Source organism: Desulfobacter vibrioformis DSM 8776, from assembly GCF_000745975.1.
Taxonomy (GTDB): domain Bacteria; phylum Desulfobacterota; class Desulfobacteria; order Desulfobacterales; family Desulfobacteraceae; genus Desulfobacter; species Desulfobacter vibrioformis.
Genome location: NZ_JQKJ01000012.1, coordinates 40,038 through 64,110, shown reverse-complemented (window position 1 = coordinate 64,110; position 24,073 = coordinate 40,038). Strand labels below are relative to the sequence as shown.

The 24,073-nt window shown below is 47.7% G+C and carries 22 protein-coding genes; 11 read left to right on the top strand and 11 right to left on the bottom strand.

What is annotated here, in order from left to right:
• Positions 1-53 precede the first annotated feature (53 nt).
• Entirely contained in the window at positions 54-1,580 is a 1,527-nt protein-coding gene (locus tag Q366_RS09205; RefSeq protein WP_035238313.1) for an HD domain-containing phosphohydrolase, read from the bottom strand.
• 239 nt (positions 1,581-1,819) lie between these two features.
• On the opposite strand from Q366_RS09205, the gene Q366_RS09200 reads away from it, so the two are divergent.
• From Q366_RS09200 to Q366_RS09190, 3 genes are all read left to right on the top strand, one after another.
• Positions 1,820-2,278, top strand: a complete 459-nt coding sequence (locus Q366_RS09200; protein WP_035238311.1) for an Lrp/AsnC family transcriptional regulator — start codon at positions 1,820-1,822, stop codon at positions 2,276-2,278.
• 87 nt (positions 2,279-2,365) lie between these two features.
• Entirely contained in the window at positions 2,366-3,634 is a 1,269-nt protein-coding gene (locus Q366_RS09195) for a diaminopimelate decarboxylase (RefSeq protein ID WP_035238308.1), read from the top strand.
• Between the two features lie 121 nt (positions 3,635-3,755).
• Positions 3,756-5,663, top strand: a complete 1,908-nt coding sequence (locus Q366_RS09190) for a bifunctional acetyl-CoA hydrolase/transferase family protein/GNAT family N-acetyltransferase (RefSeq protein ID WP_035238305.1) — start codon at positions 3,756-3,758, stop codon at positions 5,661-5,663.
• A 39-nt stretch (positions 5,664-5,702) separates the two neighbouring features.
• On the opposite strand, the gene Q366_RS09185 is transcribed toward Q366_RS09190, so the two are convergent.
• A complete protein-coding gene (locus Q366_RS09185) occupies positions 5,703-7,442 on the bottom strand; it encodes an AMP-binding protein (RefSeq protein ID WP_035238303.1) in 1,740 nt (579 codons plus the stop codon).
• Positions 7,443-7,580: 138 nt separating this feature from the next.
• On the opposite strand from Q366_RS09185, the gene Q366_RS09180 reads away from it, so the two are divergent.
• The gene (locus tag Q366_RS09180) at positions 7,581-8,591 is read left to right on the top strand and encodes a tRNA dihydrouridine synthase (RefSeq protein WP_035238448.1); all 1,011 of its coding nucleotides are present in this window, start codon (positions 7,581-7,583) and stop codon (positions 8,589-8,591) included.
• A gap of 1,119 nt (positions 8,592-9,710) precedes the next feature.
• A complete protein-coding gene (locus Q366_RS09165) occupies positions 9,711-10,349 on the top strand; it encodes an AAA family ATPase (protein WP_245619914.1) in 639 nt (212 codons plus the stop codon).
• Between the two features lie 149 nt (positions 10,350-10,498).
• On the opposite strand, the gene Q366_RS09160 is transcribed toward Q366_RS09165, so the two are convergent.
• Entirely contained in the window at positions 10,499-10,945 is a 447-nt protein-coding gene (locus Q366_RS09160) for a PACE efflux transporter (RefSeq protein ID WP_051957947.1), read from the bottom strand.
• 119 nt (positions 10,946-11,064) lie between these two features.
• Here Q366_RS09160 and Q366_RS09155 point away from each other — a divergent pair, with 119 nt between their 5' ends.
• Positions 11,065-11,889, top strand: coding sequence for a LysR family transcriptional regulator (locus tag Q366_RS09155; protein ID WP_169742950.1), 825 nt, complete (start codon positions 11,065-11,067; stop codon positions 11,887-11,889).
• 32 nt (positions 11,890-11,921) lie between these two features.
• Positions 11,922-12,833 (top strand): 4Fe-4S ferredoxin, encoded by a 912-nt coding sequence (locus Q366_RS09150; protein WP_035238293.1) that lies wholly within the window; start codon positions 11,922-11,924, stop codon positions 12,831-12,833.
• A 55-nt stretch (positions 12,834-12,888) separates the two neighbouring features.
• Here Q366_RS09150 and Q366_RS21695 read toward each other — a convergent pair whose 3' ends face one another.
• From Q366_RS21695 to Q366_RS09135, 3 genes are read right to left on the bottom strand one after another with little or no spacing between them, the layout of a single operon-like run.
• The gene (locus Q366_RS21695) at positions 12,889-13,284 is read right to left on the bottom strand and encodes a hypothetical protein (RefSeq protein WP_211251879.1); all 396 of its coding nucleotides are present in this window, start codon (positions 13,282-13,284) and stop codon (positions 12,889-12,891) included.
• Between the two features lie 3 nt (positions 13,285-13,287).
• Positions 13,288-15,288, bottom strand: coding sequence for an FAD-dependent oxidoreductase (locus Q366_RS09140; protein WP_035238290.1), 2,001 nt, complete (start codon positions 15,286-15,288; stop codon positions 13,288-13,290).
• Between the two features lie 22 nt (positions 15,289-15,310).
• Positions 15,311-16,711, bottom strand: a complete 1,401-nt coding sequence (locus tag Q366_RS09135; RefSeq protein ID WP_035238288.1) for a sigma-54 interaction domain-containing protein — start codon at positions 16,709-16,711, stop codon at positions 15,311-15,313.
• Positions 16,712-17,083: 372 nt separating this feature from the next.
• Here Q366_RS09135 and Q366_RS20260 point away from each other — a divergent pair, with 372 nt between their 5' ends.
• From Q366_RS20260 to dusB, 3 genes are read left to right on the top strand one after another with little or no spacing between them, the layout of a single operon-like run.
• Positions 17,084-17,470 carry a hypothetical protein gene (locus Q366_RS20260; protein WP_051957945.1) on the top strand — a complete coding sequence of 129 codons (387 nt, stop codon included), beginning with the start codon at positions 17,084-17,086 and terminating at the stop codon, positions 17,468-17,470.
• A 1-nt stretch (position 17,471) separates the two neighbouring features.
• Complete coding sequence (locus tag Q366_RS09125) at positions 17,472-18,416, top strand: DUF1848 domain-containing protein (RefSeq protein WP_051957944.1); 945 nt, start codon at positions 17,472-17,474, stop codon at positions 18,414-18,416.
• Positions 18,391-19,359 (top strand): tRNA dihydrouridine synthase DusB, encoded by a 969-nt coding sequence (dusB, locus tag Q366_RS09120; RefSeq protein WP_035238285.1) that lies wholly within the window; start codon positions 18,391-18,393, stop codon positions 19,357-19,359. Before Q366_RS09125 ends, dusB begins: the two co-directional genes overlap by 26 nt.
• Here the strand turns inward: dusB and queF are convergent.
• Complete coding sequence (gene queF / locus Q366_RS09115; RefSeq protein ID WP_035238283.1) at positions 19,349-19,750, bottom strand: preQ(1) synthase; 402 nt, start codon at positions 19,748-19,750, stop codon at positions 19,349-19,351. The genes dusB and queF overlap by 11 nt on opposite strands.
• Before the next feature lie 399 nt (positions 19,751-20,149).
• On the opposite strand from queF, the gene Q366_RS09110 reads away from it, so the two are divergent.
• Positions 20,150-20,938, top strand: a complete 789-nt coding sequence (locus Q366_RS09110; protein ID WP_035238280.1) for a hypothetical protein — start codon at positions 20,150-20,152, stop codon at positions 20,936-20,938.
• 159 nt (positions 20,939-21,097) lie between these two features.
• On the opposite strand, the gene Q366_RS09105 is transcribed toward Q366_RS09110, so the two are convergent.
• Genes Q366_RS09105 through Q366_RS09090 form a run of 4 tightly spaced genes read right to left on the bottom strand, consistent with a single transcriptional unit; the run spans position 21,098 to position 24,072 of the window.
• The gene (locus tag Q366_RS09105) at positions 21,098-21,403 is read right to left on the bottom strand and encodes an HNH endonuclease (RefSeq protein WP_035238438.1); all 306 of its coding nucleotides are present in this window, start codon (positions 21,401-21,403) and stop codon (positions 21,098-21,100) included.
• Positions 21,404-21,416: 13 nt separating this feature from the next.
• Complete coding sequence (era, locus tag Q366_RS09100; protein WP_035238278.1) at positions 21,417-22,301, bottom strand: GTPase Era; 885 nt, start codon at positions 22,299-22,301, stop codon at positions 21,417-21,419.
• 2 nt (positions 22,302-22,303) lie between these two features.
• The gene (gene yihA, locus Q366_RS09095) at positions 22,304-22,918 is read right to left on the bottom strand and encodes a ribosome biogenesis GTP-binding protein YihA/YsxC (RefSeq protein WP_035238276.1); all 615 of its coding nucleotides are present in this window, start codon (positions 22,916-22,918) and stop codon (positions 22,304-22,306) included.
• A complete protein-coding gene (locus Q366_RS09090) occupies positions 22,915-24,072 on the bottom strand; it encodes a pyridoxal phosphate-dependent aminotransferase (protein WP_035238275.1) in 1,158 nt (385 codons plus the stop codon). The genes yihA and Q366_RS09090 overlap by 4 nt, the downstream gene beginning before the upstream one ends.
• Position 24,073: the final 1 nt, after the last annotated feature.

Here is a 24,073-nt window from a genome sequence, read left to right as displayed (position 1 = left end):
CTTGGCAATTTTCTAAGGGCAGATTAGCATATTTCATTTTCATGCTCAAGCCATTAAAAATCATCCGGCAGGTCCTGATCTGCAACCCGCAGAAAAGCATCCACCACATCAGGATCAAACTGAGAGCCTGAATTTTTAATTATAATGTCAAGAACGACATTCTTATCCATTTTCTTTCGGTAGGCCCTGTCCGAGGCCATGGCGTCATAACTGTCGGCAACGGACAATATTCTTGCAAGTTTAGGAATCTGTTCCCCTTTCAGGCCGTCGGGATATCCTGTACCGTCAAAACATTCGTGATGATGCCGGATAATCTGCGCTTCCCTGCCCCACAGGCCCAGTTTGCTTATAATATCAGCGCCGATGGCAGGATGCTCTTTTATTTTTTCGTATTCATCTTCGGTAAGGCGTCCGGGTTTCAAGAGGATATCATCCCTGATACCTATTTTACCGATATCATGAAGACTGCCTGCCACATTGATCATGTCCAGCTCTTCTTCGGTGCACCCCATTTCCCCGGCAATCATATGGGAGACTCTGGCCACCCGGGTGGAGTGCTTGCGGGTATAAAGATCCCGGACTTCAAGGGCCGTAACAAATGCAAACAGAGTGGAAAACAGATTTTCATATATATTTTCATATAAAGCAATATTTTCAATACCTGAGGCGGCTTTCTGGGTAATAAAGCTTAAATAGTAAATATCCTGTTCGCTGAAAAACCGCGGTCCCTGGAAAATATAGGCTGAAACAACACCAAAAATCTTATCCCGGATTTTCAATGGCGCAACCATAAAGGAGTGTACCTGCCCTCTCATTGATGGGATACTCACCGCATCTGCAATCAGGCAGGGCGTGTGATCATTTCCCAACGACTCTATGATAAATGCTTTTTCCTGTTCAGGAATGTCTGTGGAATAGGAGGCCGGGTATTTTTTATTTTTCGCACCAGCCTTGCCTACAAGTACCAGGAAGTTATCCTGTTCTGAATAAACATGAAAAAAGACCAGATCCGCCTTGAGTTCTTCGACGCCCAACCGGACAACCTTATTAAAAATTTCGTAACTGGAATCAATGGTGGCAAAATCCTCCATGACCCGGTTTAAGGTATTTACATCCTCTACTTTTTTAATCAGTTCGTTGTTGAGCTGACGCAGCCGCTCCCGTCGTTCCACCTCCTCCTTGAGGATCAGATTTTCAATAAAGAGCCCCCGTTCACGCAGTATCCTGCAAAGGGTCAACTCCATCTGCTCAAGGTTCACCGGCTTGATCAGGTAATCCACAACCCCATTTTTCAGGGTCTGGATGGTATTTTCAAGGGAAGGATACCCGGTCATCACCACAACGGGCAGGGTACTTTCAATATGGCGGATTCGTTCGGCAAGTTCGAGCCCGTCCATCACAGGCATATTGATATCGGTAAAAACACAGTCTATTTTCTCCCGACTGACAATATCCATGGCCTTTGCCCCGTTTTCTGCAGTATATACCTGGTATCCCTTCCTTTCAAAAAATGCTTCGGTGACATCCAGAATGCCTTCCTCGTCGTCCACCACCAGGATTTTAATGCTGTTCTTGTCCATCCACCCCAACCTGTTGTTAATCGGAATTCACCTAAAATTTTACATGTATATGAAACACCGTATTTTATCAACAAAGATCAAATTGTCCAAGATTCTGACAATACTTAAATAAAGAGAACTTAATTTATATTTTTTCATTATTTAAAGAATAATGTTCTTGATTTTATCAAAAATAACGAATACTATTTTATGAACTATAATTTATATAATAACTTTAGCATAAATTGAATATTATTGTCATGGATAAAACTGATCTGGAAATTCTTAAAATCCTGCAGAAAAAAGCCAGGATACCCAATGTTGAGATTTCAAGGACCATTGACATGGCCCCTTCCGCAGTGCTTGAGCGTATTAAAAAACTTGAGGCAAAACAGATCATCCAGGGCTATGAGGTGCGCCTGAACCCGGATATGTTCGGATGTGCCATGACCGCCTTTGTCAGCATCCAGGTGACCCGCCCGTCCGTGATCCGGGAAACCGGCGAACAGCTGGCAGCCATTGAACAGGTCCAGGAAGTCCATTATCTGGCAGGTGGGGATATCCTGATGATTAAAATAAAAACATCAGGCAACAGGGAACTGGAAGAACTGATACAAACCCGGATTGCCGATATGAGCAGTGTAAAGGCAACTAAAACATTTATCGCGCTTTCCACATTCAAGGAAAGTGCAAAGATCAAACTGCCGGATGACGTTTAATTTAATAATATAGGAATTTTCATTTCTAACACCGAACATTAACAACCCGCCCGAAGAGCGATAATTATTATATAAAGGAATATTACCATGCCCATGTCACTTGAATTCAAAGAGAGACTGTCAACGGTGGTTCAGGATGCCCTAGCAGCCTTTGGCACCCCTTTTCACATCTACGATGAAACCGGGATCATTCAAACCTGCCAGGCCCTGAACAAGGCGTTTACCCCCATTGACGGATTCAAGGAGTATTTTGCCGTAAAGGGCCTGCCAAATCCCACGGTAATGGCACTTCTCAAAGCCCAGGGGTTTGGTTTTGACTGCGCTTCGGTACCGGAAATCGTACTGGCCCGCAAAGTGGGAAGCAATGCCGAAGAGATCATGTTCACCTCCAACAACACCACCCGGGAACAGTTAAAAACAGCCATGGACCAGGGGGGCTGCATCATCAATCTGGATGACATCACCCTGATTGCCAAACTGCCGGCCATACCCGATCTGCTCTGTTTCAGATACAATCCCGGCGCGACACGCCAGGGGAACGCCATTATCGGCAAACCCGAAGAAGCCAAATACGGCCTGACCCGGGACCAGATCTTTTCAGCCTATGGGCAGGCCCTGGACCTTGGCGTCAAACGATTTGGCCTGCATACCATGATGGCGTCCAATGAGCTGAATTACCAATACATGATCGACACGGCGGACATGCTCCTGGAACTGGCTGAAGATGTAAGTCAGGCCCTGGATATCCGGTTTGAGTTCATAAATATCGGCGGCGGTTTAGGCATTCCCTACAAACCGGATGACCGGGCATTCAACCTTGAAGGCATGGCCGGCGGCATCATCGAAGCCTTTGAAGCCTTTAAAGCGAAAAACGGCTGGATACCCAGACTGTATATGGAAAGTGCCCGGTTTATCACCGGCCCCCACGGCGCCCTTGTCACCTCGGTGATCAACCATAAAAACACCTACCGCGACTATGTGGGCGTGGACGCTTCCATGTCGGCATTGATGCGCCCCGGGGTGTATGGCGCCTACCATCACATCCACATCCATGGCAAGCCGGAATCCGCCCCCTTAAAGACAGTGGATGTCGTGGGTGCGCTGTGTGAGAATAATGACAAGTTTGCCATCCAAAGACAGTTGCCCGAAACCCGGGAAGGAGACATCCTGATCATCCACGACACCGGGGCCCACGGACATGCCATGGGCTTTAACTACAACGGCCAGCTTCGTCCCAAGGAACTTTTGCTTAAAACCGACGGCAGCATTGAACTGATCCGCAGGGCAGAGACCATGGATGACTATTTCGCCACATTAGATTTTAAGCCCCAAACCATCACACCGGGACATCCCTGATGCTGCCCGGAACCGGAAACAAAATAAAATAATTGATTATCAATCAAATTTATGGTTTGCTTTACCCCGTATATAGGCCCAAAGATTTCGACTCTGGCATTGACCCGGCAGGAGAAATAGCATGGATTTAAAACAGATCTGTCCTGATAAGCTGCTCACGGCTGAAGCAAGTGTAAAAAAAATTCGCAATGGTTCACGGGTATTCATCGGTACCGGGTGCGGAGAACCCCAGCACCTGATCCGGGCCATGGTCGAGAACCAGTCCCTTCAGGACATTGTTGTTTATCAAATGCTGTCAACTACCCTGGCGCAATATCTCAACGATGACAATTTTTCGTCCCGATTTTCCATTAAACTGTTTTTTATTTCCGTTCTCATGCGTAAATTTGCGTTTGAAGGAAAAATTGATTATATCCCGGCCTACCTTTCCCAGATTCCAAAGGTTTTCCGGAACAATGAAATCGGCCTGGATGTAGCCCTGGTGCAGGTCAGCCCACCGGACGCCCATGGCTACTGTTCTTTAGGCATTTCCGTGGATATCACCCTTTCGGGAATGAAAAATGCCAAAGTCACCATTGCCCAGGTTAATCCCCAAATGCCCAGAACCTGGGGAGATTCTCTGGTACACATGGATGACATCGATTACTTAGTGGAATACGAAGAAGATCTTCTGGAATCCCTGCCCAAGACCAAAAACAAAACCGTGGTCGAACGTATCGGCCACTATGTCAGCCAGCTGGTGGATGACGGTTCCACACTGCAGATCGGTTTCGGGCATCTTCCCCATGCCATCATGCCCTATCTGGCTGGCAAAAAGGACCTTGGCATCCATACCCAGGTCATCACGGACGGCCTTCTGCCGTTATTCAAACAAAAGGTAATCACCAACCGCAAAAAAAACTTTCTCCCCGAACGGGCGGTTGCGTCCCTTTGCATGGGGTCAAAGGAATTGTATGACTATATCGCTGACAACCCCATGTTCTATTTCAGATCCTCTGAATTTGTGAACGATCCCAATGTCATTGCCAGAAATGATAACCTGATATCCATCAGTTCAGCTCTGGAGGTGGATCTGACAGGCCAGACATGCACGGACTCAAAAGGGTATCTGTTTTATTCGGGCATTGGTGACCAGGTGGATTTCATCAGGGGATCGGCCATGTCCAAAGGCGGGTTTTCCATTGTCATCATCCCGTCCACGGCCCAGAACGGCCAGGTATCCAGAATTGTAACTCATTTAAGTGAAGGTGCCGGGGTTGCCACCACCCGGGGTGACATCGACCTTGTGGTCACTGAATACGGTATTGCAGAAATCCGGCGGAAAAGCATTTTCCAGCGGGTCATGGAACTGGCCCAGATCGCCCATCCCAAATTCCGCAAGGAACTCATTGAACAGGCCAAACAGCGCCATTATATTTTCAGTGACCAGTTGCCTCCCACAAACCAGGACCTGCTGTTTCTCAATGCCTATAAATACAACAGGCTATTGACCGGCGGAAAACAGCTCGAAGTCAGGCCGCTTCAGCCCTCGGATGAATTCGAATCCAGAAATTTTTACTACTCCCTCCAGGAAGATTCCATCTATTTTCGGTTTTTCAACAGGCGAAAAGTTTTCTCAAGGCGCATGCTCCAGCAGATGTGGGCCCAGGTGGATTACAGCCGGAATATGACCCTTATCGCCCTTATGCAGCAGGGCAAACGCAAACAGATTGTGGCGGTGGCATCTTACGCAGAAGTGGGACCCAAAAATGCGGAAGTGGCATTTCTGGTCCAGGAGGATCTACATGGCCAGGGGATTGCCACCTTTTTGCTGACCTGCCTTGAAAAAATCGCCCGGCAGAACAATTATTCCTGTTTCACTGCCCTTGTCCTGGCCGAAAACCGGAAAATGCTCAATGTGTTTAAAAACACCTACCCCCACGCAGAATTTATACGGGGGGAAAGCGGAGAAATTGAAGTAACCATGCCCTTTGCCACCATCGAAGAACATAATCCGGTGAATGATGATGATGATCTGCCCCCGGAATAAAGCTGACAGATCCCCACACACAATCCAGGTACGACTGATTTATTTATTTTTTGAACTTAATTCGGGAAAATCCCAGTAAAAATACTCTTCTCCCATCCGGTCGGCTTCGTTATCCCGCAATTCAATACGACGAATTTTTCCGGAAATGGTTTTTGGCACTTCATCAACAAATTCAATGATCCTGGGAATCTTAAACTTGGCAAGAATATTCATGGTATGCTTGAACAACGCCAAGGCCAGTTCCCTGTTACCAGTCTCGCCCGGATTGAGAATGACATAGGCCTTGACCAGCTGGTAGCGGGTGGGGTCAGGGGCGCCCACAACTGCGGCCTCGGCCACGGCCGGGTGTTCGATAAGCGCGCTTTCCACTTCAAAGGGTCCGATGCGGTAATCACTGGATTTAATAACATCATCGGCCCGCCCCACAAACCACCAGTAACCATGGGCATCAAAGCAAGCCCTGTCTCCGGTGTAATAATACGGGTCCACGAACACGGAACTCATCTTTTCCGGATTGCCGATATACGCCTTAAAAAGCCCCTTTGGCAACCAGTTATCTGTTTTTACAACAATGTGCCCCACCTGATCCGGTTCTGTAATTTCATTGCCTTCGTCATCTGCCAGGGCCACATCATACATGGGAGACGGCACGCCAAAAGAGCCTGCCCGCATATTTTCAGCCATCCACGGCGGGTTGCCGATCATGGCCGTGGACTCTGTCTGCCCATAAAAATCCCGGATACGGGTGTTTGTAAAGCCATGCCAGCGTGTAATTACATCCGGATTCAACGGTTCGCCGGCAGACATGGACTGACGCAGACAGGACAGGTCAATGTCATCAAGGTCGGCATTCACAAACATGCGCCAGGCAGTAGGCGGCGCACACAAGGTTGTGACCTTTTGCCTTGCAATCGCGTCAAGGTAAGTCTTTGCATTCAGGGAATCAAACCGGAAGGCGGTTACTGTGGCCCCCACATTAAAGGGAACAAAAAAGGAGGACCAGGCCCATTTACCCCATCCGGGCGCACTGAGGTTATGATGGATGTCATCGGGGGTAAGCCCCATCATGGCCGTAGTTGACAAATGCCCCACAGGATAGGAAACTGCCGTATGCCCCACCCGTTTCGGCAAGCCGGTGGTACCGGAGGTAAAAAAGCAGAACAAAATATCCTCGGATGCCGTGTCTTCGGCATCTGCCTTGTCTGATGCACTTTCCACCTCTTCATAGGAGATCCAACCCGGGGCCTGGCCCAGCACCAGTTTAACCCTGGGCGTAATACCGGTCTCCCGGATGGAATTTTCAATGATCTCAACACTGGTCATATCTGCCAGAACCACATCCGGTTTATAGGTTTCAAACCGGAATTCCAGTTCCCTTGCGGTCATGGTGGTGGCCGTGGGCACGCTGACAATACCGGCCTTGATGCAGGCAAGGCTTGCAAACCATATTTCCGGACACAAGGGTACCATCATATACATATTATCTTTCGTTCCAATGCCCCGGTCCGCCAGGAAATTAATCAGCCTGTTGGCCCGGCATGACAGGTCAAGATAGGAAAAACGGCTGGATTCAAGGGTGGCCAGGTCTTGGTACACCAAAGCGGTTTTATCCGGTGTCCGGGCCACATGAATGCCTTCAAACACCTGGTTCACCCAGTTGAATGAATCCGGCATTGCCATGCTGTTCAAAGAATCAAAAAACACCTTTGCCCGGGCCTGTTTTTCAGCATCATCCGGCATCTGGTTGATACGGATGATCTGTTCATAAAGTTCTCTCATACCTTAGGAAACACTCCTTGCAATCCAATTCAATCTTATGTATAGCAGGTCAAAAAATAGAGACTGTATAATGGATCGTTCTCGGGTTTGTCAAAAGATTTTATTGTTCAAGGCCTGAACATCAAGGAAAACCACCCCATGACAGATAATCATCCTTTTTTGATACTGGCCCCTTTGCAGGGGTTCACCGATGTGGTGTTCAGGCAGGCATATGTCCGGCATTTCTCCGGCATTGACCAGGCCATGGCCCCGTTTATCTCCACCATGGGCAGCAGGCGCCTGAAACCGTCCAGACTGAAAGACGTGGATCCTGATCTGAACACAGCCTTTCCTGTCATCCCCCAGATCCTGGGAAATAGTCCGGATGATTTTATCTATCTTGGGGATTATCTTTTTGACATGGGCTATGCCCAGGTGAACTGGAACCTTGGGTGCCCCCATTCAAAAATTGCAAAAAAACAGCGGGGCTCAGGCCTTTTACCCCACCCGGATAAAATAGACGCCTTCCTTTCCCGGGTCATCCCGGCCATGAAGCCCAGCCTAAGCGTTAAAATCCGCCTGGGCCGTAAAAATAAGGAAGAGATCCTGGACCTGATTGCAATGTTCAACACCCACAAGCTTGACGAAATCATCCTGCACCCCAGAACCGGAGAACAAATGTATACAGGCTCCGCTGATGTTGACGCGTTTCAAAGGGCCATGAACGCCTGTGACCATCCCATGGTCTATAACGGGGATATTGTGGACCGGGCATCATGGGAAAAAATCCAACAACGTTTTCCGGAAATAAACCGCTTCATGATCGGCAGAGGCATTCTTTCCAACCCTTTTTTGCCCGAGCAGATCAAAGGGTTGAAAACCGATTTTCACAACACTGAGGCCCCAAAAAATAACAACCAAACGCGGGAACGATTGAAAATCTTTCACACGGATCTTTTTAACAGTTACAAACAGGTCTTTTCAGGCCCGGGGCACCTTATCGGACGCATGAAGGGATTCTGGAACTATCTGGGGCCATCCTTTGAAAACAGCAGAAAACCGTTGAAAAAACTGCTCAAGTCAAATTCGGAACAGGACTACTCAGACCGGGTCAGTGAATTCTGGGAAATGGACCTAAAATTCTGCCCGGACAGGATAGAATTTTCATAGCTTCCCCCGAAGAGTAAAAATTTTAAATAAACTTTTACCGCCGGCCATGACCGCTCCCACCTGTTCATAGGTGATAACAACATTTTACAAGCAGAATTTTAGGAACTGGGTAATACGGCAAAGTCTTTTTCTTGACAGCTACTTGCTTCACAGGGAAAGTCCAGGGTGGTCTTCCATACAAAAAAACAGATCTTGTTTTGGAGGTAGTCTTCACCCAATGTCATAAAGTTAAGATGCTTCCGAATTAAAACCATGAAGCATGAAGATTGATTTCCCGGCATATATTCTTCATGTCCTTTATAGAGAACCCTATAGAAAAAGCCAATGCCGCATATCCCCTAATGATGGAAGGGTTTCAAAAATCCATTTCGGAAGTTGAACGTATGCCCATTCATTTCTATGAAGATGGGATAGCCAGCCTAAAGGGGTGTCTCTCTTGCGAGAAATAATTGCCATGCAGCATTGGCAAGGAAATAGCGATTATTCGCTCAATAATGTGTTCGAACAGATCTTGCCACTGATGTTGCCATCACCGAAACCCGAAAAATAGGGGGGGGGGATCGGGTCAGGTTTTTATTATATTTATAACCAATGAAAGCATCGGATAAACCGGCGACTAACCCGCTGACAGGCTTAAGGAATCGACAAAAAAACATGATATACATACCACCACAGTCAATTATTTTCGCGATTCCAGAACATATCAGTTTTGATATTTCTATCGATCAAATAACAGGCATTTGTAAAAGATACAGATTAGATTATTTCTCAGGAGATATTTATGCCTTCAGAGATAAAAATGCCAGATATGTGGAAACCAATTCAGAATCTAAAGCGGTAAAGCGCAACTTTTTTAAATGCAAACAGCGCCTCAAATATTACGATTTGATCTGCCGGATTTTGCATATCAGGCCCACAATAACAAATGAAGTCAACGCCTTTACTGGCAAGGATTACACACTACATAAATACCATAAGTGCCTGGTCAATTATGTGGCAAATCGAAGAAAAAAATTTGCGGGTTTTTCCAGGTGATGTTACTAATTTTGCTTATCAAGTTTTTTTGATATCATACAAATTTGACCATTCTTACTTTTTGGATGTTATACCGTTAGATAAATGGAAATAAAAAAACTACCGATTAACTTGAAAGTACAGGAATTTCCATTTCCTAAAACGTCAAACCTAACAATCCGCCAGCAGGGCGATAATTCAATTAGGGGTGAAATGAACCATCAATTCGTAATTACCGGTGGGCCGGGAGGTGGCAAGACTACAATCCTTAATGCTTTAGCGGAGCGTGGATATCGCGTCGTGCCAGAAACTGCCCGTGGAATCATCAAAAAACGATTAGCGGCTGGATTATCACCTCGACCAGACCCGGTTTCTTTCGGCCAGGAAATTCTCAGTTCGGATATTGAAAAGTACCGGAATTCAACTTTATGCAAACATGCTGTATTCTTTGATCGCGGTGTGCTGGACGCGTTGTATATGCTTGATGCCGTAGGTGCGTTAACACGTGATGAAATCGAGCAGTACGTCCAGCAATTTCCCTATAACGGTATTGTTTTTCTTCTTCCACCATGGAAGGAAATTTACGTAACAGACTCAGAGCGAGATCAAAGTTTTGAGGAATCCGTAACGGTTTTTGAAGATATGAAAAAGTGGTATTTACAATGGAATTATGAAACAGTAGAAGTACCGCGTGGCAATATTAATGAACGAATATTGTTCATTTTGCAATTTATTGCCCCATAATACTCCACTATTGGCCGACTTTTCCCGCCGCAGCGCCGCTTCAAAAGTGCCGCGAAGTTCTACGTTAAAGTGTTGATTTTATCTGTACTTGAACGCTGCAACGCATATTATTCGTGGTGTTGGCTAGGTTTGTTATTCCTGCCTGGCGCTCAGTCTGGGACGGCTGGGGGCACTGGAAAAATAACGTCGTAAGCATAATTGAAAATCAACGTGTAGGTTAGAGCCGCCATGGTAAAGACAATATCCATGGTAAGCGCTTGGATAAAAGAAAAGCGCATCCAAATCATCGTAAAAGGGACTGATGCCAGCATGAATCCCACCTCAAAAGACACTGAATGACAAACTCTCAGCTTAAATCCCCTGGGATAAAGGGGGTGTTTGAAAAAGATCAGGACATGATCAAAGGCGCAATTGTAAAAAAAGTTCCAAATCATGGCCATGAGTGACATGATGATTCCAAAACTGCCTATGTGGGCGACAGGCTGATTGAGGATATCTTTGAGGATCAATACGGTGAGAAATAGAAAAACGCCTTCATAAATAATGGAATGGCGAAGTCTATCCAAACCGGATCTCATTTCAGGTTTTTTGTTCATATCCAGTACATTCTTTTAATTACTAAAGTCAGAAACAACTTTTAATTATCATTGGTGATAGATGGAATAAAGTTGAGATCTATCTAAATTATTGATAGATTTGTTCCATGGATTTTACCTTGGATCAATTGAAAGCCTTTTTGGCAAGTGCTGAAACAGGTTCTTTTTCGGCTGCTGCCAGAAAGCTGGGCAAAGCCCAGTCTGCCGTGAGTACGGCGATTTCCAATTTGGAGATTGATTTGGGGCTGGAACTCTTTGACCGGGCAAAAAAATATCCCGTGCTGACCCTGACCGGAGAGTTGTTTCTAAGAGACGCTGAAACTATATTATCCCGTTGTCGGTCCATGCAAACCAAAGCGGCGGTGTTGTCCGAAGCCATGGAGAGCCGGGTCCGCTTGGCTGTCTCTGAATCCCTCCCGAACATCGCCTTTAAGGATGGCATGTTGCTCAAGCGCTTTAAAGCCCAGTTTCCTGAGACCGAGCTGGAAATTCTTTCGGGCTCTCTCAATGATGTCTGGGATATGATTGATTGCGACCGGATTGATTTTGGCGTGATGATGCCCACAGAACTCCTTTTGGACCGATGGAAGTCCCGGTCGGATTTTCAAATTGTTGGAAAGATGAATTTTATTCCGGTGGCCCACCCCACATATGGTCTGGGAAAGGCCGGGTTAGACATTTCTGCCCTTGACTTGGTTCTACAAATAGAGGTGACTTCTAGGGGAGGGGAACAGGAAACACAGCTCCCAGTGTTCAGTAGCAGGGTTTGGTGGGTGGAAAACGAATATTTGATCAGGGATCTCCTACTCCAGGGGATAGGCTGGGGACTTCTGCCCGAACACTTAATAAAGGATGACCTATCCGCGGGACGTCATTCGGTCCAAGGATCGTCCTTTGGGTCGTGCCGGAGACTGGCTTTTTTCGGCTATGAAAAGATACTATAGCTGAAAAAATACCAGAAAATAGGAGGATGCTTATGCCCAAAAAAGGAAATCTATCTGTCTGGATCACCGGTTTAGTGGAACGCTTCTTAGCCGAATCGCCCCTTAACAATTTGCAAAATGAAAACAATGCCCAAGCCTGGGATGAGGCCTTGGTCGGATTCGCTTCAGGGGCAGATCCCATCTTTCAAGAATACAAGGAATATGTTGGTCCTTTTCACTGGACGCCATTGGAGATTTATAATCAATATCACCCAAAAAACTTAGCGACACCGGAAGAACTTACGGTTATATCCTGGGTTTTACCCCAACGCAAAGCTGTCCGGGATATGAATCGAAAAGCAAAAAAATTCCCCGCAGAAAGCTGGGCCAGGGTTCGCATTGAAGGCGAAAAATTTAATGCCGCGCTTAGAACGCATGTTGCCAAGACGCTGACGAATGAGGGCTATCCTGCAGTCGCGCCAATGCTGACGCCTAATTGGGCCTGGGTGAATTCTAAGAATTACGGATATGCTTCATCCTGGTCAGAACGTCACGCAGCCCATGCTGCAGGCCTTGGTACGTTTGGACTTTGCGATGGACTGATTACTCCCAAAGGTAAAGCGATGAGAGTCGGATCTGTAGTGGCAAAAATAAAAATAGAGCCTTCGATCAGGTACTATAACCATCACCGTGCCTGGTGCCTTTTTTTTGTTGATGGCTCCTGCGGCAAATGTATTGACCGCTGCCCGGTTCGAGCACTCACAATTTCCGGGCACGACAAGGAAATCTGCCGTCAACATCTGATAGCTTCCAGTGACTATGTCAAAAAAACATATAACTATGAAGGTTACGGCTGCGGCCTCTGCCAAGTTGGCGTACCTTGTGAGACCCGCATACCAGTAAGAAAGGCTCGGGAAGCCTATGAGAAGGGGGAACTCCCGCCACCTCCCCCTCCGCTTGCCTGAGTATGCAAAGGATGCTGTGACAATATAAAAAAGGAGAAAAAGCTGCTGTAAAAAATCAAGGAAGAAAATATGGAAAATGGTGATAGATACTGGAAAGCAAAAATACACTTATTGGCATAAAATTTTGAAAAGTACCTATCCTGAATGGTCCGTCGGAAATATTATCGGACTGAATAGAAGAGAAAGCAAACTCCATCTTTTCAATGATAAAAACCCAAATAATATTAAAGGATTTGCCGTGAAAATGACATGAGATCCGGCTAAAAGAATATATTGAGTTATGCCAGCCGATCAATTCATCCATGAAGGATTGGCCGTCAACCCCTTGTCCTTTGTCAAGCTGAGCTTCACCTTCAGCCAGTCTTGCACGTAACGCTTCCAGCTTGATTGCTTCAATTTTGAAGGAAAAGTTACCCAGGTGCAAGGCGCAGATGGGTGACTTTTCGTCCAAATACTAAATAGATAAAGCAGCCTTATACCCCCCATGTACCGCGTCAAAAGCCATGCCCACATTTAAGGCATCACCGACCACACGAAAGTCTTTGCCAAGTTTTTTGGCAATCGGCTCCAATGGATTGTAAGACACAGACCCCGCAGCCACCACAACCGTGTCAAAGTCCAGGGCATTGATTTTTCCGGCCTGCTCGATTTGAAGGCCTGTTTCAGTAATCCGCACCACTTTTGCGGCCGTCACGGTTTCCACATTGAAACGCCCAAGATCCTGGATCATCCCCCACTTGGTTGATTTGCCGATATCCTTTCCAATGCAATCCGTCATCTCAATGAGACACACCTTTTTGCTGCCTGTGGTGGCCATCTCAAAAAGAGTCTCCGGGGTTTCGGCCTTGTTCACCAGCAGAAACTTTATGATTTGCGCCGGCATGGTGCCTTTTTCCGCAAGGAATAATGCGGTTTCAACGCCCACAGCCCCGCCACCGATGATGGCCACATGTTTGCCGGTTCTCACCTTGTCTTCAAGAACATCCCAGGCCCAGGCCACATGGGGAAGATCCATACCGGGGATGGGCGGCTCAAGGGGGCGCGCACCTGTGGCAAGGATCAGGGCATCTGGTTTTTCCCTTGAAATAAGGGCTTCATCCACCTTGCAGTTCAATACCACGGGAATTTTTTCCACAGAGAGCTGCGTTTCAAGGTCATCTGAAAGTCGGGCAAACTCTTCCCTGCCCGGCGGGGCCGCAGCCAGGTGGAGTTGGCCGCCTAAGCGCCCGGAACGCTCATACAGAGTCACGTCATGGCCGCGCCGGGTACAGGTAAGCGCGGCAGTCATACCGGCAGCCCCGCCGCCCACCACCATGACTTTTTTGGCCGTTTCAACCTGACCTGCATTTTCCCGGTGCTCATGGCCGGCCAAAGGATTGCAAAGGCACTCCACATGCTTAAGTTTGAACAGGTTATCAAAACAGCCCTGGGCACAGGCAATACAATGGACAATCTCATTGCTTCGGCCCGCACGGGCTTTTTTCGGCAGATCCGGGTCAGCGATCAGGCTGCGCCCCATGGCTACCATATCGCAAAAACCCTGATCAATCATCTGACTTGCGGTTTCAGGGTCATTGATCCTGTGGCTTGCGATCACAGGCACATCAACAGCGGTCCGGATATCCCGGGCCAGATAGCCAAACGCCCCCCTGGGCACCTGGGCCACAATCTGGGGCACCCGGGCCTCATGCCAGCCCACATTGATACACAAGGCATCCACAGGCCCTTGGGAGAGTTGTTTTGCATATTCGATGAGATCGGACCGTTTATTCCCGCCCGGCATAAAATCATTGCCGTTCATTCTCACGATCAAGGGATAGTCAGGTCCCACGGCATCCCGAACCGCCTGGGCCACTTCCAGACCAAACCGCATGCGGTTTTCAAGGTGCCCTCCGTATTCGTCGGTGCGCTGATTGGTAAGCGGAGACAAAAATTCGGAAATAAGATACCCCGTACCCGACAGAATCTCCACGGCATCAAACCCTGCCTTCTTCACCCGGGCCGCGGCATTGGCAAAGGATTCAATGATCTGCTGTATCTCGCTGATTTCAAGGGCCTTTGGCGTCTCCCTTGTCATTCTGGAGGCAATGGCAGACGGGGCCACGGGCTGTTTGCCATTGATTAAGAATGAAAAATTATACCGGCCGGCATGGTTGATCTGCACGGCACAACAGCTTCCGTTTTCCCGGATGGCATCTGCCAGCCGGGTCAGTCCCGGAATAAATCTATCATCATGGGCACCAATGTTCCGGGAGTTGCCGGACAAATCGTCCACCGTGGCATACCCGACGCAGATCATGCCCGGCCCGCCTTTGGCCCGTCTTGTGTAAAACTCAACAATCTGATCCGTTACTTCAAACGCCTGTGCCATGCCCAGGTGCATGGCCGGCATATAAATTCTGTTGGAAATATTCAATTGATTGATTTGAATGGGGTTAAACAGGGGATCTGTCATTGTGCTTCCTTTATGTTTAAAATTAACCTTGTTTAAGCGGAATATTCCATTTTTTCATATACTTCCAGACAAGGGTCCGGCTTTTGCCAAGCTGCCTTGCCACCTCAGCCTTATTCCAGTTGCAGGCATCCAGAAGCGACACCAGACGTTCCCGGGTCAAGGGGCTCCGGGAAAAGGAAGGCGAATTTGAGAACAAAGGTATCCCCAAGGAGGCCGTAGGGAATTGATCATGACCGCACACCTCGTCGGGCAAGTCCCCACGGGTTATTTCCCGGGTGCGACACAGCACAAACCCGTGTGCAATGGCGTTTTCCAGTTCCCGCACATTTCCGGGCCAGGGATAGGCCATCAGCGCTTTCATGGCATCGGGTGTTACATTGCGGATATCCATACCTTCGTGCCTGTTGCCCTTTTCAATAAAATGCCTGACCAGCAAAGGAATATCTTCTATACGCTGTCCCAGGGACGGCAGCCGGATGGGAAACACCTTAAGCCGGTAATACAAATCCTCTCGAAACGTCCCCTCCCGGGTCAGGATATTCAAGTCTTTATGGGTGGCAGCAATGATCCGGATGTCAATTTTCTTTTTCCGGGTATCCCCCACCCGCTCAATCTCCCTTTCCTGAAGCACCCGCAGCAGCTTGACCTGCATATATGGTGTCAGTTCCCCGATTTCATCAAGGAATATGGTGCCGGTATCTGCCTGCTCAAACCGCCCGATCCGGTCTTTATGCGCACCGGTGAACGCGCCCTTGACATGGCCGAACAACTCACTTTCCAGCAGGGTCTCGGACAGTGCCGAGCAGTTCACCGTTACCAGGGGCCGCTGTTCCCCGGCCGCTTCATAGTGGATGGCCCGGGCCACCAGTTCTTTTCCGGTACCGCTTTCCCCCTGGATCAGGATGGTGGCCCGGCTGTCTGCTGCCGCCCGGATGGCATGAAACACCTTTTCCATGGCTGCTGATTTGCCAATGATATTGCCAAGGGCGTAACGTTTTTCAAGTTCCTGCTTGGCAGAAGCTTCCCGGGCCTTGATGGCTTTAATTTCCGTTAAATCGGTCAAGGTTTCCACAATGCCCAGGACATTACCCTTTTCATCCCGAACCAGTCTGGCATTTTTAATCACCGGCACATCATAACCGTCCCTGTGCCGGATAAAACACTCCTTGACTTCTGTTTTTCCGTGCGCCAGCACACCGCACTGGGATACATCCGCCGGATTGACCTGCTCATAACACCGGCTGCATTTTATCAGGCGGCATCCCTGGCCTACAGCCTGTTGGGCTGTGTATCCGCTGATATTTTCCATGGCCTGGTTCCAGGCTGTAATTTTACCGTCCTGGTCCAAAGTAAACAGACCTTCAGCCATGGCATCCAAAATATGGTTTAAAAAATTAAGGTTCCAAATCCCGTGGTTTTTCACACTGCTCCTGTTCAGTTATCTATACCCGTGCAAACATAATCCCGGCGTTTCAGAAGTCATAGGACGCTATGCCTTTTTTTAAAAAAATATTTATGCACCCTGATGAAAACGTTACCGGACACCGGATAATGATAAAGTAACGTTACGCAACAATCAATTGTTATCCTCAAACGAATTTTTTTTCAAAAATTAGCGTTTTATTATTAACAACTATCCTTTGCTGCACAGATACCAACGATTCAATCCTGCCAAATCATAACTTTTGATAATTTCACGTCTGTGGTATATGCTGCGGGTCAAACACAGGATTTTTGTTCAAGTTCAAGGCAGATGAAAATTTTAACATGAAAAACACCTGATAATGGAGACAACGTGGCAGAAATAAATGATATTGTGATGATTTACTTAGAAGATGCACCAGTCAGTTTTGCCAGGATTGAAAATATTGTGCCGGACCATAAAAAAGACTGGTACCAGATCCGGCTGCTGATGCTTCAGATACCGTTACAGGTCGTCACCTGGATTTTAAAGGCAGACTACATCAATGGCGCGGTCTTTTCCATGAACGGCAAAAGCATGCGCCTGGAAAAGGTGGAATCCCCGGTCATACCCTTTGAACATGGCGGTTTGTCTGAAAAAACACCTGAAAACGGCAAAAATCTTGACGCCCTTGAATCGGATGATCCTCCCGGAAAAAATCAGGGTAAAATTATCTCCTTTTCCAAATTGAAAAACCATAAAACCGAGCAGGAACCATAGGTTGAACGATCCTGCCGGCATCCTTTCCGCCTCCAGGCGTACAGATATACCAGGATGGTACACGCCCTGGTTTCTGGACAGAATTGAAAAAGGATATTTTTTTATCACCAATCCATTTAACAGACAGTCCCGCAGGGTGAATGCAACGCATGAGGACATTCATACCATTGTTTTCTGGTCTAAAAACTATGGGCCGTTCCTGGACTTAAGGGCCCACAAAATTTTAGCCCGAAAAGGATTTCACCTGTTTTTCAATTTTACCATCAATACGCCGTTAAAAGATCTTGAACCCGGCCTGCCAGACCTTTCAGAACGTCTTGCCCAGGCCCGGATCATTGCCCGGGACTTGGGCCCGGCCCAGGTTGCCTGGCGTTTTGACCCCATCTGTTTTTATGAGAAGGGCGGCCAGGTGTTTAACAATCTTGACGCCTTTGAATATATTGCAGGACAATTGTCACAGATGGGTATCAAGCAATGTATTACCAGTTTTTATGATCCTTACAAAAAAGTAGACTTGAGAATCAAACGTATGGCAAATCAGGGCAGTCCCATGCTTGAATTCATAGATCCGGGCATGGACCGCAAGACAAAAATTATCCGCAGTATGGCTAGGTTTCTCAACCCCCTTGGCATGGATCTTTGTTTATGCTGTGAAAAAGAACTGATGAACGCAGCTGGATTACAGACATATGCATCCCCTAACGCCTGCATCAACGGGCACCTTTATAAAACCTTATTCGGGGGAAATCCGGAAATCCGCAGCGATTATGGACAACGGCGCAAAAAAGGGTGCCAATGCACAAAATCTTTTGATATTGGCTCCTATGAAGACCACCCTTGTTTTCACAACTGCCTTTTCTGCTATGCCAGAACAGGCCGTGACATCACAAAACCGGCCATGGGCTGCCCCACAACAGAACATGAAAATAAAAGACTTAAAACTTAACGGCATCACGTTTCTGGCCCCCCTGGCCGGGATTACCAATCTGCCCTTCAGGCAGCTGATAAAGGATTGCGGGTGCGCCGTGGTATGCTCGGAGATGATCAGTGCCAAGGGCATATTCTACAATGCGGAGAAGACCATAACCCTGCTTAAGTCACAAGAGAGCGAGCGGCCATTATCTGTACAGCTTTTCGGTTCAGATCCGCTCTCCATGGGACAGGCTGCAGCGTTCATCAATGATCTTGGCACAGCGGATATCATTGACATCAATTTTGGGTGCAGTGTCAAAAAAGTGATCAAACAAGGGGCCGGCGTCGCGCTAATGAAGGATCCGGCCCTTGCCCGGAAAATCATAAAGGCTGTGAGGGATGCCACCTCCCTTCCCTTTACCATAAAAATACGCAGCGGGTGGGATGCTTCCGGGGATCAGGCCGTGATTCTGGCAAAAATCGCCGAAGACCAGGGTGTAGACGCCATTGCCGTTCACCCGAGGACAGCTGTTCAGGGGTTCAGGGGCAAGGCGGACTGGCAGTTGATTGCACGACTTAAACAGGCCATCCGTATCCCCGTAATCGGAAACGGAGATATCATTACCCCCCAGGACGCAGGAAAAATGATTTCCCTGACCGGCTGTGATGCCGTCATGGTGGGAAGGGCAGCCATGGCCAACCCGTTCATCCTTTCACAGATCGAACAGTATGTGGCCCATGGTACATTCACCTGTCCTGAGCCCCGGGCCATCTTCAAAACAATGGCGTTACTGACCCAGGGGTATGTATCCTATTTCGGGGAAATCACGGCATGCAGGATGCTGCGGGGAAGGCTTGCATGGTTTATCCGGGGATTGCCCGGTTCCGCGGCATTCCGCCGCGAATTATCCACCCTTGAAAGCAGCGCCCATGCCCTTGAGATACTCCGGGATTTCGAGGCAAGCCTCAAGGCTTGATATATTCGGCAGATCCCACGGACGAAATCCCGCCGCGCGGGGTGAATTCGCCTGTGACCTTCATGTAAAGGGGATTTATTACCGAAACCATATCGTCCAAAATTTTATTCACCACATGTTCATAAAACATCCCGACGTTCCTGTATTGCATCAGATAATATTTAAGTGATTTCAACTCCACCAGATGGGCGTCCGGCCGGTACTCAATAATGATGGTCCCGTTATCCGGCAAACCTGTCATGGGGCAGACTGACGTATATTCGGGCTGGGTGATTTTAATATCAATGCTGCGTTTGGATTTATATGCATACGCAATGGGTTCCAGCAGATCCGGCCGAATAATATCCGCTGTATCCACTGAAAAAGGGGGGTCGTAGTGCTTATTTTCCATTTATACTCTTTCTTTAACAATTTTTTACAATTTTTACCCGAAAATTATCTATTTAACGGGTTGCTAATTTTTCTAAAATTATGGTAACATACGCACCTGAAGTATTCAATATGCTTTGAAACAGAATGCTGGCGGCAAGATTGCCTCTGGTAAATATTTGATAAACATTCGACAAACAATATCCGGCTGTTCAAGATTTGGAAATCATTTAAAATTTTCTTGACAAGCAGCCTGAAAAATTAGATAACGACGTCTGCATTCTGTCCAAAGAAAAAAAGAATTATTAAATCCTTATTATTGCTCGCATTAATTGATTAAGGAAAGCCAAGGTCAATCCCAGAGCCGATAAAAGTTTATATATGCGGCATAAGGAGAATCTAAGGAGAAAGAGGTTATTATATGAACGATTTTTTACAAAGCCTTCGTAACGGCCAGGCCGAAAAGCCAAGGACACCGAAAACAAGAAAAAATTTTGACAACACGTACTATTCAAACACATCCAGGTTCAATTCATATGGAGGTTCCGGCTATCCCAATACCAGACCTTCGCAGATGAAACGGCCCATGTCGCCAGGAATTCCCCAAACACCCGGGAACCAGATTCCTGAAGAACCCAATACCATTCTTTTAGCGGATATCCTGGATAATATATGCACCCAGATTGATATTCTGATTAAAAACCAGGAATATATGATCACTGTTCAAGAAAGAACTGCGGACCTGCTCCAGCGCCAGGCTGATGCCACTGAGATCATCATGGAGCGCTTAAATCTTTCCCAGGACCAGAATCAGATGATGGATATCGCCCCGGAGTTTGAGCATCATTACGTATCGTCCCAGGCCCCGGATGAAGACATTGACAGCGGCACTGTGGAACATCTGCTCAAAGCCGAAATGGCCGAGGAAAAACGCCGGAAAGCCGAAGCTCCGACCACCAATCAAGACACCAATATTGTAAAAAAACGCAGAAAAATTGTTGCACCAGCCGCCCCGGCAGACGCATCACCCGAGGAAACCAAGGAGCTGATGCCCAGAGAAGAGATCATGAATATCATCAACTCCATGCGGGAACAAGGCGCCACCTATGATCAGGTTGCCAATCACCTCATCGCCCTTGGACAGCCTACCTTTTCCGGCCGTGGAGAGTGGCATGCCCAAACGATTCACAGACTGTGCAGCAACAAGTAGCACCTGACGTCTAAGGGCAGCCGGCAACTGCCTGGAAATAGAAAGGTATAAAACCGGCCGGATTTATTCCGGTCGGTTCTTTTGTGCCTGAACGTCCCCCCCCGTGATCGAACTGTTCGACGGGCTCAATCAAGGAGAATAGATCCTCTATCGAGACGTTCAGACACTATTTTTATCACCCCGCAGCCGTGCCATATAGTCATCCCACTCCGTGGGAAGCATTCGTTGTTTTTGGGTATTACACGCCTTGCAGCACGGCACCAGATTAAATTTTTCCGAGCGTCCTCCCCGGGAAAGGGGAATCACATGATCCATGGTCAGCTCTTTGGGGGAGAAATTTTTCCCGCAATAGTGACAAATCCCGGATGATCGTTTTCGCTTCCACCATTGACTGGCCCGAAGCAGCCTGGCCTTGGCCCGTTCTTTTTTCAGTTCAGCATCGTCGGGAAAAGAAAAAAAATCCATACCTGTTATATCGTCAATATCCAAATTCACTCAGGTGCCGTTTATTGGACACCCAGTCCCGGGTCACCTTGACAAACAGCTTAAGCAGAACCTTGCTGCCCAGCATTTGTTCAATATCTTTCCGGGCGTCTGATCCGATACGCTTGAGCATGCTTCCGTTTTTCCCAATAATAATGCCCTTTTGGGAATCACGCACCAGATGAATGCTGGCATGGATCACGATCAGTTTTTTTTCCACCTCAAAGGCATCCACAGTAACAGCGGATGAATAGGGAACCTCCATGCCGGTGAGCCTGAACACCTTTTCCCGGATAATTTCGCTGACCATATATTTTTCGGAAACATCTGTGAAGGTCTCCTCGGGATAGAGGGGGTGGCCCTGGGACAGTCGGGATTCCACTTCGTCAAGAAGCTGATCCACCTGGACATTTCTCCTGGCAGAAACAGGTACAATGGCTTCAAACGCGTACATATGCCTGAACATTTCCACCTGCTCATACACCGCAGCTTTTGGGGCCAGATCAATTTTGTTCAGCGCCAGGATCACAGGTTTTCGTACGGTTTCAAACCGCTTTACGATCATTTTTTCCGACACATAGTTCCGGGATACCGCATCCACCATAAAAAGGATCAGATCCACATCGTCCATGGCCTGGACCGCCTGATCCACGATTCGCTGATTCAGCAGGGTTGTGCTTTTATGAATTCCCGGCGTATCCAGAAACACGATCTGGGAATGGGGACGATTCACAATACCGATGATCCGGTCCCGGGTGGTCTGGGGTTTTTGGGATGTAATTGAAATTTTCTGCCCCAGCACCTGATTGAGCAGGGTGGACTTCCCGGCATTGGGCGCACCAATAATACCCACAAATCCCGAACGGAAGATCTCGGACATATCTATTCCTCCTCCTGATACCAGTCAATGAGATTGTGGATTTCATACCATATGGTCTGACGGCCCTGGCGGGTTTTAGCCGAAAAAAGAATAATCCCGTTCCGGTCCCGGTTAAAGGCTGTGCAAGCCGCATCCAACTGCTTTATCTGCTTGGTTTTGGACAATTTATCCGCTTTGGTCAACACCAGAAGACAGGGCATCTGCTTTGTTTCAAGCCAGCGCACCATGTCAAGTTCCTCTTTGCCGGGCTCCCTGCGGATATCCACGAGCAGAATCAGCCCCAACAGATTTTCGCGCGTCCCCACATAGGTTTCCACCATGGGCTGCCATTGTGCCCTGATTTTTTTAGATACCTTGGCATACCCGTATCCGGGCAGATCCACCAGGGACAGCTCTTCCTGGGTCACATTTCCATTAACCAGAAAGAAATTAATCAGCTGGGTGCAGCCGGGACGGGAACTTGTTTTGACCATATCCCTGCGGTTAATCAAGGTGTTGATCAAAGAAGATTTTCCCACATTGGATCTGCCCGCAAACGCGATTTCCGGAAAATCGTATTCCGGATAATGGGCCGGCTGTACCGCACTTTTCACAAATTCAACAGCACTGATTTTCATGCATACCTTTTCAAATAATTTTCCAGGCGGTCCATTCCGATTTTAAGATTGTCCAGGGAATTGGCATAGGAGAACCGCAGATACCCTTCACCATTGGCACCGAAATCAATGCCCGGGGTAACGCCGATGTGTGCTTTTTCCAGGATATCAAATGCCAGGGCATAGGAATCGGTGGAAATATGTTTAAAATTCACAAAAACATAAAAAGCACCGGTGGGCTCCACCATCATTGAAAGCCCCATCTCTTTCAGGCGCCTGATCATGAAAATTCTGCGTTCATTATATGTATCGCGCATGGCTTGGGTTTCCCTGCCGGCATCGGTCAATGCAACAGCACCAGCCAGCTGGGTAATGGAGTTGGCACAAATAAAGAAATTTTGCTGCAGCACCTGAAGGGCCCGGATGAATTTTGGGGGCGCAATCAGGTAACCCAGGCGAAGCCCTGTCATGGCAAACAGCTTGGAAAAACCGTTAAGTACAAATGCCTGGTCCGTAAACTCCATGATGGAGTGATCTTTGCCTTCATAGGTCAGGCCATGGTAAATTTCATCGGAAACAATATACAGACCATGTTCCCGGGCCAGGTCAACAATCTGCCTCATCCGGGCTTCGGGGATGACGGAACCGGTGGGGTTGGACGGGGAATTGACAAAAATAGCCTTGGTTTTAGGTGTAATTTTTTCCAAAATGGCTTGGGGTGTATAAACAAAGCCGTCCTTTTCATACACCTTGACAAAAACAGGTTCCCCCTGGACATACCGGATAAAATTTGCATAGCAGGCATAGTGGGGATCTGAAACGATGACCTCATCACCTGGATCTATCAGTGCGCTGAACACCAGAAGCATGGCAGGTGATGTTCCGGAGGTTACAAGGATCTGGCCGGGGTCCACAGTTGTGCCGTAAATGCGTTTGTGGTAATCACTGATGGCCTGGCGCAGGCGAAGATCTCCTAGACTGTGGGTATAACAGGTTTCGTTCTGCGCCAGGGCCTCGCCACAGACCCGGTTAACGCATTCAGGCACATTAAAGTCCGGTTCTCCGATCTCCATGTGGATCACGTCAACACCCCGGGCTTCCATATTATGGATTTTTTCCATCACGTCCATGGCAATGAACGGTTTCATCTGTTCACATCTTTTGGCCACACTCATT